This is a genomic window from Shewanella sp. WXL01, assembly GCF_012263345.1.
Lineage (GTDB): Bacteria > Pseudomonadota > Gammaproteobacteria > Enterobacterales > Shewanellaceae > Shewanella > Shewanella maritima.
This window is the reverse complement of sequence record NZ_JAAIKQ010000003.1, coordinates 259,503-278,974: the sequence shown is the minus strand read 5'-3', so window position 1 is coordinate 278,974 and position 19,472 is coordinate 259,503. Positions and strand designations below refer to the sequence as shown.

The 19,472-nt window shown below is 45.3% G+C and carries 9 protein-coding genes; 4 read left to right on the top strand and 5 right to left on the bottom strand.

Annotated features, from left to right (window positions below):
• Nucleotides 1-75: 75 nt before the first annotated feature.
• Nucleotides 76-1,938: a methyl-accepting chemotaxis protein gene (locus G3R49_RS09990; protein WP_167869561.1), complete on the bottom strand. Its 1,863-nt coding sequence runs from the start codon at nt 1,936-1,938 to the stop codon at nt 76-78.
• A 327-nt stretch (nt 1,939-2,265) separates the two neighbouring features.
• Here G3R49_RS09990 and G3R49_RS09985 point away from each other — a divergent pair, with 327 nt between their 5' ends.
• From G3R49_RS09985 to G3R49_RS09975, 3 genes are read left to right on the top strand one after another with little or no spacing between them, the layout of a single operon-like run.
• Nucleotides 2,266-2,790: an RNA polymerase sigma factor gene (locus tag G3R49_RS09985; protein ID WP_167869560.1), complete on the top strand. Its 525-nt coding sequence runs from the start codon at nt 2,266-2,268 to the stop codon at nt 2,788-2,790.
• The gene (locus G3R49_RS09980) at nt 2,787-3,464 is read left to right on the top strand and encodes a hypothetical protein (protein WP_167869559.1); all 678 of its coding nucleotides are present in this window, start codon (nt 2,787-2,789) and stop codon (nt 3,462-3,464) included. The genes G3R49_RS09985 and G3R49_RS09980 overlap by 4 nt, the downstream gene beginning before the upstream one ends.
• On the top strand, nt 3,461-4,471 hold the full coding sequence (locus G3R49_RS09975) for a DUF4097 family beta strand repeat-containing protein (RefSeq protein ID WP_167869558.1): 1,011 nt from the start codon (nt 3,461-3,463) through the stop codon (nt 4,469-4,471). Before G3R49_RS09980 ends, G3R49_RS09975 begins: the two co-directional genes overlap by 4 nt.
• Nucleotides 4,472-4,871: 400 nt before the next feature.
• Here the strand turns inward: G3R49_RS09975 and G3R49_RS09970 are convergent, their stop codons facing one another.
• The 4 genes from G3R49_RS09970 to G3R49_RS09955 form a co-directional block, all read right to left on the bottom strand.
• Nucleotides 4,872-8,456 (bottom strand): S8 family peptidase, encoded by a 3,585-nt coding sequence (locus tag G3R49_RS09970; protein WP_167869557.1) that lies wholly within the window; start codon nt 8,454-8,456, stop codon nt 4,872-4,874.
• A gap of 331 nt (nt 8,457-8,787) precedes the next feature.
• Nucleotides 8,788-12,591: a S8 family serine peptidase gene (locus G3R49_RS09965; protein WP_167869556.1), complete on the bottom strand. Its 3,804-nt coding sequence runs from the start codon at nt 12,589-12,591 to the stop codon at nt 8,788-8,790.
• A 188-nt stretch (nt 12,592-12,779) separates the two neighbouring features.
• Nucleotides 12,780-14,903, bottom strand: coding sequence for a DUF5050 domain-containing protein (locus G3R49_RS09960; protein ID WP_167869555.1), 2,124 nt, complete (start codon nt 14,901-14,903; stop codon nt 12,780-12,782).
• Between the two features lie 576 nt (nt 14,904-15,479).
• Nucleotides 15,480-18,068: an acylase gene (locus G3R49_RS09955; protein WP_167869554.1), complete on the bottom strand. Its 2,589-nt coding sequence runs from the start codon at nt 18,066-18,068 to the stop codon at nt 15,480-15,482.
• Between the two features lie 947 nt (nt 18,069-19,015).
• On the opposite strand from G3R49_RS09955, the gene G3R49_RS09950 reads away from it, so the two are divergent.
• Nucleotides 19,016-19,441, top strand: coding sequence for a DUF4339 domain-containing protein (locus G3R49_RS09950; RefSeq protein WP_130601373.1), 426 nt, complete (start codon nt 19,016-19,018; stop codon nt 19,439-19,441).
• Nucleotides 19,442-19,472 lie beyond the last annotated feature (31 nt).

The following is a 19,472-nucleotide window of genomic DNA, read 5'->3' as shown; positions in this document are numbered from 1 at the left end:
TGCCGACACAAAAAAGCCTAACTTACGTTAGGCTTTTTTAATGGGTAAATATTACCGAGTTAAAGACTAATAAAGCTACACCTTAAACTGGCTAACTGCCTGCTGCAGACCATCTGCACGCTGACGCACATCATCAGAAGATGCGGCATTTTCTTCAGCAGCATGTGATGACGCCTCTGCAATATCACGGATCACCACCACGTTCTTATTTACCTCAGCAGCCACCGCTGACTGCTCTTCAATCGCTGCGGCAATCTGAGTGCTCATGTCCATAATATTGGTCACGTCTTCGTTAATCTGCTGCAGTAAATCACCGGCACTAGCCGCCTCTTGTGCACTCTCGGTGCCCTGCTGCTGACTTGTTTCCATCAAACGCACAATGGCTTGGGTGCGGCTTTGCAAATTACTAATAATGCCTGAGATCTCTTCTGTAGACTCTTGAGTGCGCATTGCAAGATTACGAACTTCATCAGCAACCACCGCAAAACCACGCCCCTGCTCACCCGCACGGGCGGCCTCAATTGCCGCATTTAGCGCTAACAAGTTGGTTTGTTCGGCGATACCACGGATCACATCTAACACACTACCAATGGTTTCACTGTCGCTTTCAAGATCAGACACCACTTGCGATGAGTCATTAAGCTGTTTGGCTAACAGTTCAATCTTATCAATTGTTTGCTTAACGCCTGTTTGACCAACCTGAGCGTTGTCATGGGTTTGCCCAGCCTTTTGCGCAGCAAGCTCAGTATTTTTAGCAATTTCCTCAATAGTTGCCCCCATTTCGGTTACCGCAGTGGCCACCATATCGGTTTCATTTAGCTGACGTAACACACCTTCTGACGCTTGATTCGCATTGTCAGAAAGCTCATGACAAGAATGGTTCATGGCTACTACAGAATCATTCACCTGCTCAATAAGGTGCTGGAACGAGGCGACCATAGCATTAAAATGCTGAGCAATGCGTGAAAGTTCATCGTTGCCGCTCTCATCGCAACGCAGAGACAAATCTTTGTCGATTTCGATTTGCGTTATCACCTCGGTAATATCTTCAACTGGACGAATGATATTGAGAATAATGTAATAGGTCACTGAGCCTAAGGTAATCGCAATTAACAAGAAGGCAATAAGACTCGTATAAAATGCGCTATCAATCGCCGAGTCAACCTCAACGATAGTTTTTTCACGCAGACTCTTAATAACAGCATCGGTTTGGAAAATGGCCTCACGTAGCTGACCCAGCTTGCCGTCATTTTCGGTTAACCCTAGCTTGATTTCATTATCCGTTAAGTTATTAAAGTCAGTACGATACTGGGCTATTTTTACTTTGAGATTGTTTTTAACGCTGTAATCTAAGTCTGATGCATCAACCGCTGCACTAAAAGCCTCAATATTGCCATTAAAGCGCTGAATGTATTTAGCATCACGGCGCAACATAAAATCTTTTTCGTTACGTCTTAGCTGCAACATCATCACTGACAAACCGTCTTGCTGATGCTGCTTTAGTATTTCCTCAACTCCGTGTACTGCTGAGCGTAGAGTGCCATAAAGGCCGGTTTTAGGGGTGAAGCCGATCACCTGCTTCATGGCGACCAATTCGTTAAAGTAGGTATGATAAACCCGCACGCTTTGCGCTAAGCTCTTGAGCTCATTAGTCGGCATACCGCGATCTTCCATCGCCTCATCTACATGCCCAATAAAGCCCATAATATCGTCAAAGTTCTTTTGGTGGGCCTCGACATATTCCATATCTAAGCGTGCAAGAAAGTCTTTTTCTTCTTTACGCAGTTCCAATACTTCTTTTTCGATACTTAGGATGTCTTCAGTCACTGTGCCAAGATCTTCTAAAGTCGAAGTGGTGAAGGTTTGCAGAAAAAACATTGCTAGTACGGCCACTAAAGACACTGTTGCGTTAGCTATTAGTTTTGTTCTTATCAGCATTCTTAGCTCCTTACAGGTGCTGCGATAAAAAGGGTTAGCCTTTATAACGGCAACTATTTAGATTTCTAAATAGTAAAATCAGGTATTTACTAATGATATGTTAATGAGTTGCTACTCAACACAATATCAAAACCTTAGCTGGCGGCAAGCACTATCTGCCATCGCTATTCGTTAGTGTTAAACCCAGCATGTAAATTATAGTTGGCTTTCAATTTTACGAAAAAAATCAAAAACAAATTTTTTGCATAAACCATTTTAAATCTGCTTGTGTCTAATTAGTTAAACAAGGAACCCGTTATCAAAAAGGACACCACTATTAACAGCCCAATGTCAGACCCTGAGCTTGTCGCGCTGGCACGCCAAGGAGACAAAAACGCATTCCATAGCTTGTACTTGCGCCATCATGGCCGGGTGTATGCCATCAGCTTGCGCATGGCAGGGCAAGCAAGTGTGGCTGAAGATATTACGCAGGAGTGCTTTGTTCGCCTTTGGCATAAGCTGGCGCAGTTTGAGGGTAACAGTGAGTTTAGTACCTGGCTGCATCGTTTGTGTGTGCGTCAGGCGATCAACAGCATTAAGGCACAAAAGAGCTTTTGGCAACGGTTTGTATCCCATGAGCAGTTAAATCAGCAAGATCAAGCTTTTGCTGATGAACACACTAGTAGCACTGAGTACCACCAACTAGATAAGTTGATTGTGCGACTGCCTGAGCGCATGCGCATGGTGTTTGTGCTAGCCGCGCTTGAGGGCTACCAGCACGATGAAATTGCCAAGCTGCTTGGAATAGCCGTGGGCACCAGTAAAAACCAGTATTTTAAAGCCAAACAACTATTACAGGAGATGCTGTCATGAGTGAAAACCCTGTCATAAATGAAAAGACTGTCACGAATGAAAACAACGTTAGCAGCAATGACTCCAGCACGTCACCAACAAATGGCAACAATGGTCAAATCGATTTGCAGTCGCTTATTGACTCGGCACCGAGCGACATTAAACCCCAACGCGATTTATGGCGCGCTATTGAGCCCGAGCTCACTGATTGTAGACAAACCAGCCATACGCAAACAGACAATAGCGACAGTCAGTTTTGGCGACCACTGGCTATCGCCGCCAGCTTTGCTTGTGTGTGTTTACTCACCTGGCAGTTGATTGATACCAATGCACCTGCACCAGTGGAAGACTCAACTGCTGTTATTTCCGAACCTGTTAATTATGTTGAGCCAGTTAATCATGCAGAGCTAGTCGATGAAATCCACGCCATTGCTAAGACGCACCAACAGCAGGTCAGCACGCTGGAGCATTATATTAAAAGTGTAAGTTGGCAAGATAGCGCATTGATACAGGGGCTTAGTGAGTTAAGACTCGCCGCTGAGCAAACTCAAAAGGCACTAGAACAAAGCCCTGCTAATCAACAGTTGTGGCAACTGTGGCTTTGGTTACAACAAAGAGAATTACGACTACTCAAACAACAAAGACAACAATCTCAACATTACTTTCAGCAACAGACTCAAGGAACCTCAATATGAAGCTAAGCACTCACTTACTAGCAAATAAGGCTATACCGCTTGCCAATAATCTACCGGGCGTAATCAAAGCAGCCCTACTCATCGCAGTAACTCTAAGCTTCAACGCTTACAGCGCAGAGCAGGTTTCAAAGCAAGTTGCTGTCAGTGGCTCACCGAATATTGATGTGCAAGTACAGCGCGGCAGTGTGCAAATTATCGGTTGGGACAAAAATGAAGTATCAGTAACCGGCACCCTAGATGAGCTATCAGAAGGTCTGATATTTAAGCAACGCGGCAACAACATTGAAATTGAAGATAAAATGCCAAAGCAGTATCAAGGCAATAACAAGCAAGGCTCAAATCTGATCATTAAAGTGCCCAATGAATTGCAGCTTGAAGCCGAAGGCGTATCGGCAAATTATTCACTTCATGATCTACAAGGTAAAGTGGAACTAGAGGTGGTGAGCGGCAACATCGAGGCGAAAAAAATCAGTGGCGATACCGAGTTAACCACAGTATCTGGGCACATAAATAGCCAAAATACCCAGGGCAAGCTCGAGCTAGAAAGTGTGTCTGGCAATATCAAAGACATAAATAGCATGGGCAAAATTAGCTATCGCCTAGTCAGTGGTGACCTTAGAGCCAGCAGCAAGGCCACCAAAGCCAGTGTTGAAACGGTATCAGGCGATATTCGCGGCCAATTTAGCGATGTGGGAAAAGTGAAGGTGGTGACAGTTAGCGGCGATGTTGAACTTGGTTTCTCAGACAGCTTGCGTAAAGGCCATATTGAAAGCGTCAGCGGTAACCTTAGTATCGGCTTTTCGACTATGCCATCCATGCAAGTGTCTATTGCTGGCGGCCCAGGTGGAAAGATCCGTAACAAGCTGACAGAAGATAAGCCAGTTAAGCCTAAGTATATGCCAAGTTCAGAGCTTAACTTTGTTGCCGGCAGCGGAGATGGCAAGCTAAGCGTAGAAACCATTAGCGGCAATATCACAGTTAAAAATGCGCAAGTGACGGTTGATTAAGTGAATTACCACCTTCTGAAGAAGGTAACTTTGTGTGAGTTCCCTAAAAGGGAGCCTAGCCTAACTAGCTAAAGTTGAAGCATACAGTTGCGATGACATTTAAAGCCGTTGAAAACATGGATGTTTTCGTCGAGCCCACAGGATGTGCTTGCTGCGAGCTTTAAATGTCATTGCTACGTAAGCTAATTACTAAAATAGTCAGAACTGAAGAACACTAGAATTTACAGGCAAGGCCTATTCGATGATAACCACCTACTGAAGTAGGTGGTTTAGGGCTGAAAACAAAAAAGGCCCGCTAGGCGGGCCAAACACATCCAAATGGACTGAACACTTTTTTATTGAAAACAGCTCTCTATTGAAAGCTGCTTTGTAACAAGCGCTAATTGAGCAAACAGCTAAATTAGCTAGCCATTGCAACCTTTAGTAAGCGTCTGCGACTCGCAGCGACTAGCATCAATAGCGCAGCGAAATAGCCTAGCGCACCACCACTGTCTGAAGATGGTGTTGGCTCCGGTTCAGGTGTTGGGTCAGCAGGCGCTGGCGCTTCACTCACCACCACATCAAAGCTTTCACTTACCGTTAATTCGCCATCTGATGCGGTCACTGTCAGGGTAACAGTCGCAGCGGCGTCAACAGATAAACTCAACATGGTGCCATCAATGCTTGCGCCGTCATGTCCAGTGACTGAAAGCGTTAACGCATCACCGTCAGGATCGCTAAACACGTTAGTCAGATCCATAGTCATGGTCGCAGCGCCATTATCATCTAACTCAAGCTCGGCATCGGCAATGGCATTTGCCAACACAGGTGCTTGATTTGGTGTGACTTGAACTGGGGCTTTAGCTTCCACTTTGATTAACGTTGCACCCACGTTGCGCTTAAGATTTGCTGTGGTGCCTAGCTCTAGTAAGCCGTAATACACCTCACCTTCTTGCATTACTTCGAGCTGCTCGTTGTCATCTAAATAACCATTCACCGTAAGGGTGACGTCAAAAGCTTCATCTTGAGCAACACTGGTTGGCGCGTCGATATCAAAGCTTTCATTGTAGGTGTATGCGACCTGAGTGATACGCAGTGTCACATCGTCACTCTCACCATCAACACTACCTTGATAGTTATGGGCGAAAATCCAGTAGTTACCCGTAGCAGGCGTTTCTATCACGCACAATTCATTAGAGTCCACCTGACCACTGATACACAGTAATGAGTAGTAGACTTCCCATGCATCTGGCTGACCATCACCGTTTTCATCAATACCGACATATAAATCCATATCTGGCGCGGTAGATGACGTAATTTCAGCAATCAGGCGCTTAGTGTAAGGCTTAACCACAACACCCACAGAGTGAATGGTGTCTAGGTTATTCCATGGCGACTCACGCTCATCACTGGTACTTGATGCAACAGCGTCGCCCGGATATTCAACCGCAGGGAAGAAACCGAAACCTTTAGTTTGTAAGTCATTGGTACCCGATGTAGTCACATCTTTAATCACTACTTGATTGTCTACATTGTTAAGCTCAGCCGTCATTATCTCAACTAGCTTGCCCGCTTTAAAACCAACGGTAGCTTGCAGATGAGTGTCACTCATAGACGTATCAGCATTCGTGAGCTTTACATAGCCATGTACCCACTCATCAGCTAACTCAATGTTTGCCGCTGCGGTAATGGTTAACTCTTGCGACTCACCTGCGGCCAAACTAAAGCTTGCTGGCGATACAGTTAGGTCAAAGCCAGGTGTGAGGTACTCATAACTTGCACTCCAGCTACTTGCTTTAACTGCCGTCACTGTACGTGTCCATGTGCAGCTAGAAACACACTCACTTTGCACCATAGATGTACTATTTAGTGCACTTGGATCACCGCCATCTTCTGGGTTGGCATCAACGTATTCTTGCTTGCTGATATCAAGTACTAAACCTGCGTTAATGGCATCGGCAATACGGATACTACCCGCACCTTGGTCGAAGAAATCTGAGCGCTGTTTTGTGCCAGAATATTCATCATCCTTATATGTCATCTGATGCGCAGTCGACATGACCGCTGACTGCACTTGCGCTGGGCTCCAATCAGGTTGAGACGCATGAATCAGCGCTAGTGCACCCGCAACATGAGGACTAGACATAGAAGTACCAGACATAGTGACATAAGGCGTGCCGCCACCTGCTTCAGTAAATGGTCTATCTTCAGCATTAGCAGCATAAATATCGACACCTGGCGCGGCGATATCTGGCGCAAAGATGTTTGGATAAGGCAAGTTAGGGCCACGTGATGTAAACACACCAGCGATATCTCCTAGCTCTGGATCTTTAATCAGCTGCGAATCGCCAATGGTAGCCTGATGACCTTCACCGGCAGCTAGCCAGTCAACTAGAGTTTGGCCATCAGTTGCCGATAGATGGATTGCCGGCAGCAAATGGTGATCTGAATCAATTGACTCAGCGCCGCCAGCCACATTGATTAAGATAAGGCCGCCTGCGCCGCCATCGAGCACGTTTTTACCTTTACGAACCCTGGCAATATCGCCGCGCTCACACACCACGATTTCACCATCAAAGGTGCCCGCTTCGAACGGTGTTAAACACTGACCATCGCCAAAATCAGCAGCATTAACAACGCTTGCAGTATAGGCCGCTGTTGCGCCCTTACCCGTTAATGCTGCTGGTGTAGTATCGCCGCCGACAAAGTCAGATAATTGCTTTTCGCTAAAGCCACGATCGTGAGTATAAGCGGCAACTGTGGTGATCCAAGGCGAGTTACCCGGCGAGCCAATCGTCTGTGCATTTGGGCCAGAGTTACCAGCTGAGGTTGCCACATGAATCCCTGCTTCACGTGCATTTAAAAACGCTACGCTGTCAGCTGAGCTCCAAGGGTCTCTCGCAGAGCCACCCACTGAGTAGTTAAGTACGTTAACGCCATGGGTAATTGCATGTTCAACAGCGCGAATGGCAAGCTCTGGATAACAAGCACCGTTATAAGTACATACCTGATATGACACAATATTGGCGTGAGGTGCAACGCCGCTAATGTCATCAAATACAAAGCCACTAGGCCCAGAGATAACGCCTTGCTCGTCTTCCACTGCAAGATAATAATTAACGTCTTTAACTATGTTACCCGCAGCGGTTGAAGCAACGTGAGAGCCGTGACCATTGAAGTCATAGCCCATTTGTACTTTTTCTTCAATATCGGCGTAACCTTGACCGACAATTTCAGGGCGGTTATCGACAATCTCTGGGTAGCTGACAATACCAATCAGTTTATCGTTACAAAACTTAGCGAAGGTTTGGCAATCTCCCAGATATTGACCTTCACCTAATGGGTTAACGTGCTCATAACCATCAACACCAACGGCGGCAAAAGAGGGATGGGTTGCGTTAATGCCGGTATCAATAATACCCACAATTACACCTTCACCTTGGGTGGCTAAGTTGCCATTAGCGCCTTGCCAAACCTGCTTAGCACCAATAAATTCTGGCCCTGATGAAGTATGTAGCTGATGCATACCCACAGGCTCTACGCTGGCGACATCAGCATCGTTGGCAATAAGCAGCGCTTCTTCAGCGCTTAGCTCAACAGCAACAGCATTCAGCACAATTTGATAGCTATGTTTAATGTCTAAACTACGCTTTAGTTTTTTGCCTAATCGAGAAGAAATAGTTTGCTGCTTATTAGTTAAATAACGGCTGTAACTTACGCTAGCAGCAGATTTTACATCCAATGTGCCTGCTTTAGTGGTGTTACTGCCTTTGCTCATTTGCGTGGCGGCTAGACCCATAATATCGCCGCGATAAGTAGCTAACGGCTCATCGTTAAAGCGAATAAAATATAAATTGTCACTGCGGGTTTTATCGTTTTGTACTTGTTTTAGTTTTTCTTTACCCGGAATAACTGTGTGGATTGGGCTGGCGTCATCGGCAATCACATTTGCCGACATCGCTGACATAGCAAGGCCCATAACCAAATTAATGCGACTTAATTTCATTTGATTTCCTTAGGGCCTGTTGATCTTTGCTGATTAGAATTTGTTCGAATTAAAAGCACTTTAATCGCGACGCGAGCGATGACGTCTAGTCACCTACACCTATTGATTTTAACAACAGGGCTCATAACAATGAGAACAGTACTTTTAAACGAACCTTTCAGGCAGCGCTTGTTGTCATTTCTACTGTGTTAACGACTTACTCATGTGGAATAACCACACATCAAAGTCGTTGCCTTGTATAAATTTCCAACAAGCAGCTGCAAAAATAATCTTGAAAGACCAACAGACCCGAATAAAAAGGGAAAGCCCATACGGACTTTCCCAATAAGCGCTAGGCGCGGCGACGTAGACCAATAAAGCCTGCAATTAACAATGACAACCAACCTAGGCTACTGCCTGAGTCATCGTCAGTGGCAATCATTTCTGCTGCCACATCAACGCTATGGCTCACTTCATGCTCGCCATCAGAAGCGGTAACAGTAAATTGATAGTTACCAGACGCTTCCACTTCACCCATGACCATCATCCCGTCTAGGCTCAATGACTTAAAGCCATCACCCATTACCGAATAACTCAGCGCATCACCTTCAACGTCAGTAAACAGGCCTGCAATATCAACACTAAAGCTTGCGCTCTCGCCTTGATTAAAGCTAAGCGCAGGGACGCTAATCGCATCAGCAACCGCAGAGTTTAGAGTTGGCATAACATCATTGATGTTACCAACGTTTACTGTGACGACTGCAGTTTCACCAATAGTATTACCACTCTTAGCTAGCAACTTGATGTCATAGCTTTGCAGGGCTTCATAATCCAACGCGTCCGGGTTAACCACATATAGCTCATGGGTTTCCTGGTTAATCGCAAATGGTGTACCCGGAAGTGAGTTAACAATCATTAACTCGAAGTCTTCGGTCGAATCACCGTTAATAGCAAAGAAACCTGATGTTTCTAACTCAAGTTCACCAACCACAGTGCCAGCGGCGGCGTTTTCCTCAACCATAAACATTTGGTTGTCGACTACTTTAGCGATCACGTTACCGTCTGCATCACGATAGCCATTAACACCAAACTGGAAGAAGTCATCATTGCTACTCATCACCATAAAGGCTTTATCGGGCTCACCGACTGGGCCACCCCAAACCTCTGGTGCAGAAGCTGATGCAATATACACTTCCTCACCTGGTGCCACGGTAATTTGATGCGAGAAGGTTAAGCTTGATACATCATCACCGTCTGACTTTCTGGCGAAACCAACATTAACTGACTTATCAGTCACCACATCTTCACAGTATTCGTTACCAAACCAGTCAGTGAAGCACTGAGTTTCTGAGGTGTAGTAACCTTTGCGTAGTGGGTTAACCATAATCAGGCCGTCACCTTTATCGATACCCGCATCACGGTCAGTCTCGATATGGAAACCAAAGTTTTGGTCAAAGTCTTCCACGCTGTCTAGGTCATGGTGGAATAAGTCTTCAACACATAACTGAGACACAATGTTGCGGCCATTGTTGGTAAAGTAAGTCGGCACGCTTGATTCAGTGTAACGACCATTGCGGTTTGCCGGGTCAAACGCCTTGTTGTAGTCGATAAAGAAAGTCGTTGGCTGACCACTGTCATTTAGGGCAACAAAAGGTTGGTTAACTATCATTGCTTCATCGTAAATGTAAGCGCCTAGAAAGCTCTCATCCCAGCCATTATCGCGCACTAACTGCTCATAAAATAAGTCGTAGAAGAACAGCAACGGGCCGATTTTATCGCTGTAATTAGCTGTCGCCATTTGTGCAGGCTGAAAAAAGTTAACTGCAACCACGAGTTTCTTACCGGTTTCGCCACACATAGCATCATCATAAATACCGCCACCTACTGCGCGGATTTTATGACCAGCGACCTCTTCTTTTCCCTCTGGTTCCATGTCTTTCTTAATCCAAAGTGGGAAAGCTTGAAAGGTCGTTTCCGTTTGAGAGTTGTTGGTAAAAGAGGCAGCAAACGCCTGATAATGTGGGTCACCATACTGGTTGTCAGGGTATAGGCTGCGAGCCCAGTCAAAGTGTGACCACTCAGTTTGTCCAAGATCCGAATTCCAACCTAAGTACTCAGGAAACTCTTTAGCCATCGGCTTTTTGCTGATTTTAGTGCTGTTACGCGCTTGCACCATCCAGCCAAGTTTTAGCGGAGGTTTACCTTCAGCGGTAAACTGTAAGTAACCGTTTAGCTCTGTCGCCGTCAGGTTTTCATCTGTGTGATCTTGAGTCATAAATAGCGGCCAGCGCGGGAGCATGGTGCCATCAATGGTCAAAGTTACATCCACAACCACAGTCGCATTTGCAGGAATGCTTACAGATTGAGGCAGATTAACGGTAATCGCATCTTGCGCGGCTTTATCACCAAATGGATTAAATTCAACGGCGTAGGTTTGCGCAGTATCTGACACATTCTTAATGGTCAATTTCTTATGAATGACTTTTTGCTCATCCACTTCGTGCATACCAAATTGAATGTATGGCTGATGACTGCTTGACTCCCACATCACTACCGGCGACGCCACGGCAGCCGCCACATCTTCTACACCATGACCCACAGATAGCAGCTCAGCGGTAGTGGCACCGTCTGTACGTAAAATACCGTCATTTACCGCAGTATTAGCCAGCATGGCCTTGATTTCAGTTGGGCCAAATGATGGGTGATGACTCTTAATCACTGCCGCAGCCGCCGCAATTTTCGCAGCGCCCGATAGAATATCTGAGCGAGTGCTCATGCGCGGCGCATCTGGGTCTTCATTAGAGATTTTGACCACAGGCACATCATTGGTGTGAGTGACAATTTCAGGCTTTAAAGCTTGTGAGCCGCGTACTGGCCCCATTGGTGCCCAGGCTGGGACGACTGTATTGCCATCTTGCAGCTCAACGCCACCAACCGTAATGGCTGATGTTGGGCTACCTTCGTATGAAATCCAGCTGCGGTGTTTGGCTTCAGCCATCCCAAATGTTGAGTACTCAGCACCATTACCCGCGTGAGTCACGATAGTCATACCTTGACCCGCGGCTTTTTCAATCATCAGCTGCATCAGGCCAGGACCAGCGTTACCGTCAATATCAAAAAACGCTCCTGCACCGCCCGCATCAATCAAACTGATATCCAAACGGTCTGACATATCGCCATCTTGGTTAGGGTCAAGTGCATGCTCAAGTGCCATGATGATTTTTTCCATGGTCGGCACTTGTACTTCAAGAGTGTCTGGGTCCCAGCTAGCAGGAGACACATTTGCTACTTTGTAAGCATGTAGCTCAGCGCCAGGCGCAAGCTGGTGGACGATACTGGCAATCTCAGTACCTAACCCCGTTGGGAACACCCAACCATTCCAGCTTTCATACTGGTAGTTTTGATCGATTGGGTTGGCATCGTTACCCCAGTTTTCACCCGCAAAATCCCAGCCACCTGTGACAACAGCAGTCGGGAAGCCATCATATTCAATCGCGCCATTTACTAGCGCATCCATGTAGGTGCCTTTTGCTGGTGGCACTTCAGGATCTGAGGTATCACCATATTCACCGGAGCCGCCGAACTCGGCTAAGGTGTAATCAATACCAGTGGAAATAATCGCAACACTGACACCATTACCCGCGGTTTCGCTACCTGTGTATGGCGCTAACTTAGCTACATCACCTGCTTCACTCATTTGCGCAGATTGGGTTGCACTTAACACCGCCTGATTGCTCATTAAATCAGTGCTTTTACTGCTTCCCAACACCACGGTTTCTGCAGCTTTAAAGGTGTACTTAACGTCGGTTAACGCTTGAACTGCTGGCAGATTTTCTGGGTTTAATTCAATGGTAACTATGTTGGCTAACAGGCGAGAGCTAGACACAAGCTTGGCATTACCGTCAATCTGGTTTACCGCATCAAAAAAGGCTTGCTGCTGCTTTTGAACCTGCGCCAAGCTAGCCTTGGCTTGGGTTTCACTCGCAAGCATAGACACATCATTAAGATAAAAAGTGTACGCGGTTCTTAGCGCTTGTTGTTGGCCATATGCCGGTTTTACATCTGTCGAAACAGTCGCATCAACCTGAGTGGAAAATGCGGTCGTCATGAGTGCGGCTGAAACGCACATCGCGAGAGTACAGTGTTTGAATTTCATTTCCATTCCTTGTCGTTATAGTTGTTTTTCAGCCTCGTTAACAAAGCTGTCACAATTAATAACCTTGAGCGAAATGGGGCTCAATCTGATAAAGCTCAGATAATACTCAGTTTTTAATCTTTAGATATCTTTTTGACCTCTTTTAAAAATCTATTACCATAATAATCATTAGCTTACGTAAAATTAAATTAATCGTTCGCTAATCGGTATTTCATTACATCAGCCTCATTTGCCACCTTTAAAGTCAGCAAAATAGCCCCTTCATCGGCGGGTGATAAGCCATAGAACTTGCGTATGGTGTTAGCAGAAAAACTTAACACGGTTTGCTGCTCGCCGCTTAACGAAATACGCTCAATTTTGTCATGCTCATTTGTTCGCATCACAAAATAAACATAACCATCTTGGTAGAAAAATGAGCCAAAATCGTACTTGGTTAACGCATCAGTAATTCGGGTAAGCTGTGAAGTGTTGCGGTCAAAACGCCAGATGCCATTTTGGTTAAATTTAGACAAATACAAAATATGCGGTGCTTCACCTTCCAGTGCGTAATTACCCTCACCTTCTAGCACCACTGTTTGTTGCTTGGTGGCGATATCATATGCATAGATCGCATTGTCGCCAGCTTTGGTGCCTTTAAAATACAAGGTGTTACCGTCGCTAGACCATGACAGGTTTTCAGCTGTCACCCCTTGAGTATCAACTGGGGTGAAAATCGCGCTATTGATATTACCCAGGTACAAGGTTTGGTCATTATCTTTATTAATGCTGACAGCAAATTGCGACGATGTGGGTGACACACTGGGCACGCCGGCATTGCCCATATCCTTAGTGAGATTAATGCTACTGGCACCATTGCTTTTCCATACTGCCCAAAGCTGGGCCCGATTAGACAAAAACAACACATCTTGAGTTTGTTTAGAAAAACGCGCGTACATGTCACGTGAAGATGATGAAATGGTATTGATGGTTTGTTTATCGGCGAGCTTCACCTGAGCTATGTACTCTTTGGAAATGTGCTGGCTACTAAACAAGGTTTGTTTGGCTTGGTCAAAACTCAGATTACTTGGCATGCCGCTATGGGGTATTGATTGTAACAATTCACCATCAAGGCCGATTTTCGACAATAATAACTCACCGCCATCTAAGTAATTAACGTAGAACACTTGCTCGCTAACGTCATAATCAAAGTCGACGATGGTCACCCGATTTTGAATGAGTGGCGTCAGGCTTTGCTGCTTTTCATCATCAGTGATTGGCGTTTTTACTTTAGCGCCATTTTGCACTAGTAGGCTCATCTGCATTGAGGCACTTTTCTCGCGTATAAATGCAAAACGGTTTTGGCTAGCTAATTCGTGGGGAGCAAAATCGACTTCGTTTTCAGCAGGAAAGCTCACCTGCTGCGACTGCCCAGTTAGCTCTGAGTAGGCAAAGAGTGCAACTCTGTCTGCTAACTGCTTCGCGTAAATCAAGGTGTCATCATCATGACTTGACCAGGTTAATACGCGCTTAAACGGCAAGTAAAAACAATCGCTTGCGACTAGGGTATCGGTATTATTCTGTAAATGGCGTACCCTCACCTCGCAGCTACCAGCGTCATCAATGCGCACATAGGCCAGCTTACTATCCGACAAAGACCAAGCTGGTGATGCCTCTTCATGTTCACCTAAAGTTATTTGATTAAGCGGTGCTTGTTGCTGGGTAAGGTCTTGAATATAGATCTTGCCTAGCTGCTCTCCAGCGCGCCACTGCATCGCTAAATACTGCCCAGAATGCGAAACTGCAATATGCTCTTCAACACCTTCGTAGTTAGTGACTTTGCTTTGTTTTACCGAGTTAGTTTGCACTTTTATTGGCGCTTGCGGATCCTTAGGCCAAAAAGCCTGAGCCACAATCACCATGATTAACAAGGCGACGACACCGGGCCATAACCAAGGCTTCGCTTGGCGGCCTGCTTGCGGTTTTGTCTCAGTATTAATCGTTGCTACACTGTTTAGCGCTTGGTTGCTCAGCAACAATTGATAGCCCACTTTGGGCAAGGTAAGAAAAACTTCGTCTTCGACACCTAGATCTTTAAACGCTTTACGAATAACCCAAACCGAGTTGGTAAACCCCTTTTCGCCAACGCCTTGATTCCCAGCCCAGATCTGCTCAATAGCATCAGCTCGTGAAACAATATTCTCTTCACTGGTCAGAAAAAGCTGGAGTAGTTCACACACTTTTGCGGGGAGTTTTTGCTGAAGCTCATTACAGCTAAGCAGCAAAAGATTTGTATCTAGGGTGCAAGGGCCAATTTGGTATTGAGCCAGAGTCATCCGCTCTCCTTGGGATTATTGTTATTATTTTAAGCTATGACATTTAATTACCGGCTAGCCGATAAATTCTAAGACAAGTATGTAAAGGCCGCGTTTACAAATAGTTAGCCGCAGCTGTTACTCGCCTGTAACATTTATAATAAAGACAGACTAAAAACTCGCTCAAGTAAAAACTGATACAAGTGCAACAACAACTGTATAAGCCTTTGTAATTTATCAAAAAGCAAAACGTAACAGTTTGTAATACACACGTAGAGCATCATCTTTATGCACTATTTTTGACTAAAACAAAAGTGCGCAGCCAGAAGAGTTAAACAGTTTTACCGTCACCAGACCTGTTTAATATGCTAAATCGAGCGATTTTTGTAGATTAATCACCCTTAAAAAGGCTCAAGTAGTTTGGTAGCCAGTTATTTCTTCCGATAATTGTAAAACACATGCAATCAGCTCAGCAGTAACTCAAAGTAAAAAGCCCGCATAATGCGGGCTTCAAATCACTCATTTGTCAGTTTAGCTAACAGACAGCTGTGGACTCTAGTTATCTATGGCGTTCAGCTATCTATTGAGGTTAGTCACCTATTGAGCTTTAACCATCGACAGTTCAACTGTTGATTCTACATCTGCAGCAATTTCTGCTTCAGTGAACAACATAGGGTGGAACTGCTTTTGGCTTGAGTACAGCTGAGTCTGGTCACTAGCGTTTTCGCTAAGCACGTTACCTGACTGAGAATAAGTCAAAATACCGCGTGCTTTTGGACCTTCTTCAGTAAAGCTTACTGCCATCATCCAGCTTGAACCGTAACGAATGTGATAGCCCTCCTCAGTCATTCCTGAACGTAAATTTGTGCCAGATACAGGGTCGACTACACGAGTATAGGCATGCTGTGGAATAAGCGTATCATCTCCACTTGTACTGGTTGAAAATACGTTAAAGCCACCTTCAGCGTTGTGAGTACCAGGCCAAGGTAACTTGGCACCAGAGGCTTCACCTGTTGGCAGAGACGCCTCGACAAACTGCACCTCACCCAGTGGCGCATCTAACGCAAAGCCAGCGGCTTCAACGTTCAATGCTGCACGCGCTAATGCCACTAATGCACTGCCATCTGTGGTTAAAGTGTTAGGCGTCGTTGCCGCCATAGTGTAATCAAATGGCACAGTTAGCATGCTCGACTGACTAAACTGGTGAGCAAACTCTCGAATAAGTGCGCCAGCTTTGCTGTCATTATCTTGCACACCATTCCACATTTTCAGTGCGTTGCATGCGCCGCTGATATCTTTGCTCACGCCAGTTGCAACATCCACTGGTGTATTGCCTTGCGCTTCACACTGAGCAATTAAGTCAGTAAGTACCATTTCTGGTAAATAAGCGCGGTTATTGAGCACCGCAGCTTCAAGCTCATCAAGGTTAAACTTGCCATCGTCACCTGCAGCATCTTCAAGCAGCTTCAAACCTAAGCGGGTACGCATTGATAGCTGTCCACGCTCCACACCATACATAGGTGAGTAACCTTCTAATGGTGCTTCTAGGTTAGTCGACCAGAACGAATTATTTGAGTTCTGTACAAAGTCACTGCGCTCAAGCTTAGGTGCCCGCTCATAAGGTGTCGGTCCATCAAAGGCAAACATCGACAAGCTGCCTGGCAATACCGTAAAGCCAGCCATTTGCTTAATGGCAATGATCTCAGGGTTAGTTTTTAACTGAGCAACTGCTACTTCAGATAGGCCTGGTACAGTTGAGTCATCGATATAAAAAGTATTACCTTCTTTATCGGCGTACATGGTGTTGTTGAAGATCACCCCATCAAAGTCTTTAAAAGCTTGTTGGAACTCATCTTTATTTGATGCACGGTTCATCGCTAACCAATGATCCAGTGGATCTTTGTTCGCCATATTAACGTCTTGCACCATAAAGGCTTGATTGTCATCCCAACCAAATGGCGCAACATTCGCTGGCGCTTCAACGATAGGACCTTTGGCTGTGGTGTAGATGTCTTTCTCCACCGTTAACATGCCAGCAGGGCCACCATTAACCACAATTGAAACTGTCTCTTTGGTGATTGGCATTGGCTTACCGTCCACCAAATAAGTCATTCGGTCACCCTCAGCCAATGTGAGGTTGTACATCACAAAATGCTCTGCGGTCGAGAAGGTGTGAGTCCAGGCAACGTCTTTGTTAAAGCCGATGTTAACCAAACCAGGCATACCTACAAGTGAGCCGCCCATAACATCTAGCTGATTTGGAATAGTTAAATGTGATTGCCAGAAACGCAGGTTACCTGTGTGTGGGAAGTGAGGATTACCCAGCACCATGCCCATGCCGTTTTCTGTTTTATCTTTACCAAGACCCCAACCATTTGAGCCAAGATCGCCTTTATTTAACTCCGGCGTGGTAATACGCGATGCTCTATCAACCAGGCCGCGCTGCATAACGGTAAAGAAGGCTGTTGATTGCGCGGTTGTTGCTGCGCCAACTGTTCTTGGCAGATATTCATATCCATCCCCAGGATTAGCAAAGAAAATCAAATCGAGGAAGTTAGATGCGCCAGGCAGCAGTGCAATTGAGAATAGGTAAGTGGCAATATCTTCGCCGGAGATCGGTTTAACCCAAGGCTGACCAGCACAGAATGGGTCTGCCGCTTGTTTTTCAGCGGCAACGTCAGCTAGATACTGGTTGTAACCAGCACTGAAACCTTCCATTAACGCGCGCGAGTTATAACTAAATTGCGAATATTGCTCTTCAGCCAGCTGACGAATTTTCAACGCCTTGTAGCCAAAATCTGAAATAAGGTTGCCGTTATCTTCCGCCGTTGGCATACCTGTTGTGAAGTCAATTGACGCATGAGGGCCAAAGTACATTGAGCGCTCAGAGTTCGCTTTGACAAAGTTGTCGGCCAAAATACACAGGTTGTCTTGAGCCTGTGCGTAGCCGCTACCAAAACCTAGGCTTTCCAGATTGTCAGCTTCAATATGAGGCACACCATAACTGGTACGGCGAATCGTCGCGTTAAGCGTGCCATCTGCGTCAAACGCCTGTAGCGGCGGAATGACTTCTGGCTCTGGTTTTGGATCGATAGTGAATTTTTCGAAGGTGGTGTCGTCGCCACAACCGGTAATAAACACCCCGGTTGCTACGCCGATGGCTAGCATGAGTTTGTTGAGTTTCATTATTATTATCCTTGATGTATTTCGTCACTCGCCGCTGCATTACACCCAGTTACTGTTGATTGTAATAATGCGACTAAGTTATCCGAATAAGGCTTCACGTCCTGTGTGTCTCAACTTCACTTCCCTACCGCCCCCTCTTAGGGAGAGCAAATACATCAAAGACACCTCCGACCATTTAAGCAAGCATTCAAACGTCTGTCTACATTTTATCAAAACCCGATCCCATAAAATGTAAGCAAGTCTTTAAAATGTTAAAATTCAAACGCTTAAAATCGCAGCGCCAGAAAGAGAGCTATCTATATTCGCAAGTAGCATAGCTATTTATTTCCCCCAAATCAGCGCCAAGCACCTAGCAAACCTCCCCGTTTCGCAGAAGTCTTTGTAAGTGGTAATTTACAACGGCTAGGACTTGAGTCGTAGTTCATAATTTTAGCTTGATACAAACACGTAAATGTCATTCGACTTCCCACAGATAAATACATCGCGAAAATGACTTAATGATCTGCGATCAGCTCGAGCACAGATCGTCAAGATCGCCAGTGAAGATAAAATCCCTTCCGAACAAACTTTAATCCTTTATAACAAGCTGTGATGAATTTAATTCCATCCTATGTAATGCCCCGCACACGGGGTTTATATAACTTATTCATTTTTAGAACACTGTTTTTATATTTTTTGATCCAATAAATTGATCTGCGCGATCGCCTTTAATCAAGGGATCGAGGCTAAGGCAGTTTAAACTGCATTAAAAAATTTCAATTGAATTAATGACAAGTGTAGCGATGTGAACAAATTTAAGTTAATGTAACGAAATTGTATCGGTGCTATTTGCGTTACCCTGCCAGTGCAGCCTACGCCTCTAGAATCTAATTGTTTCGAGTGCACCGTAACAATCTGATTTAATAGGAATAAGTTAGCTAAATGCTAGTTAAGGATAAGAGTCGACAATGAAACAGTGGTATTTCTCAAATAACGGTGAGGTAAGTGGACCGCTTGGATTAGCTGATTCAAATGAATTTATTAAAGCCAATCCTCAAAGTTATGCATGGCACCCATCTTACGCTCATTGGATCCCAGTTTGCGACGTCGAAGAATTCGATATCGCTGTATCTCCACCGCCTCCGCCAATCGATGTGCCACAAGAGCTGATTGAAAAAATGTTGGCAAAAGAGCAAGAACTAAACTCTGCGTTGAATCGTATTGAAGGCACACTTCAGGTTATTCACGGTTCTCTGAACGATCTAGACCGTGATACCAACAAGTGTAAAACCACAACGCAAAACTTGAACGAGCAAGTGAAGAATACCCTCCGCAGTGTAAATGAGCAGTATGCGGCATTACAGAAAAACCTTGCTGGCGTTTCAGATAATTAGTTCGAACATATTTTTACCACTTGAGTTAGCT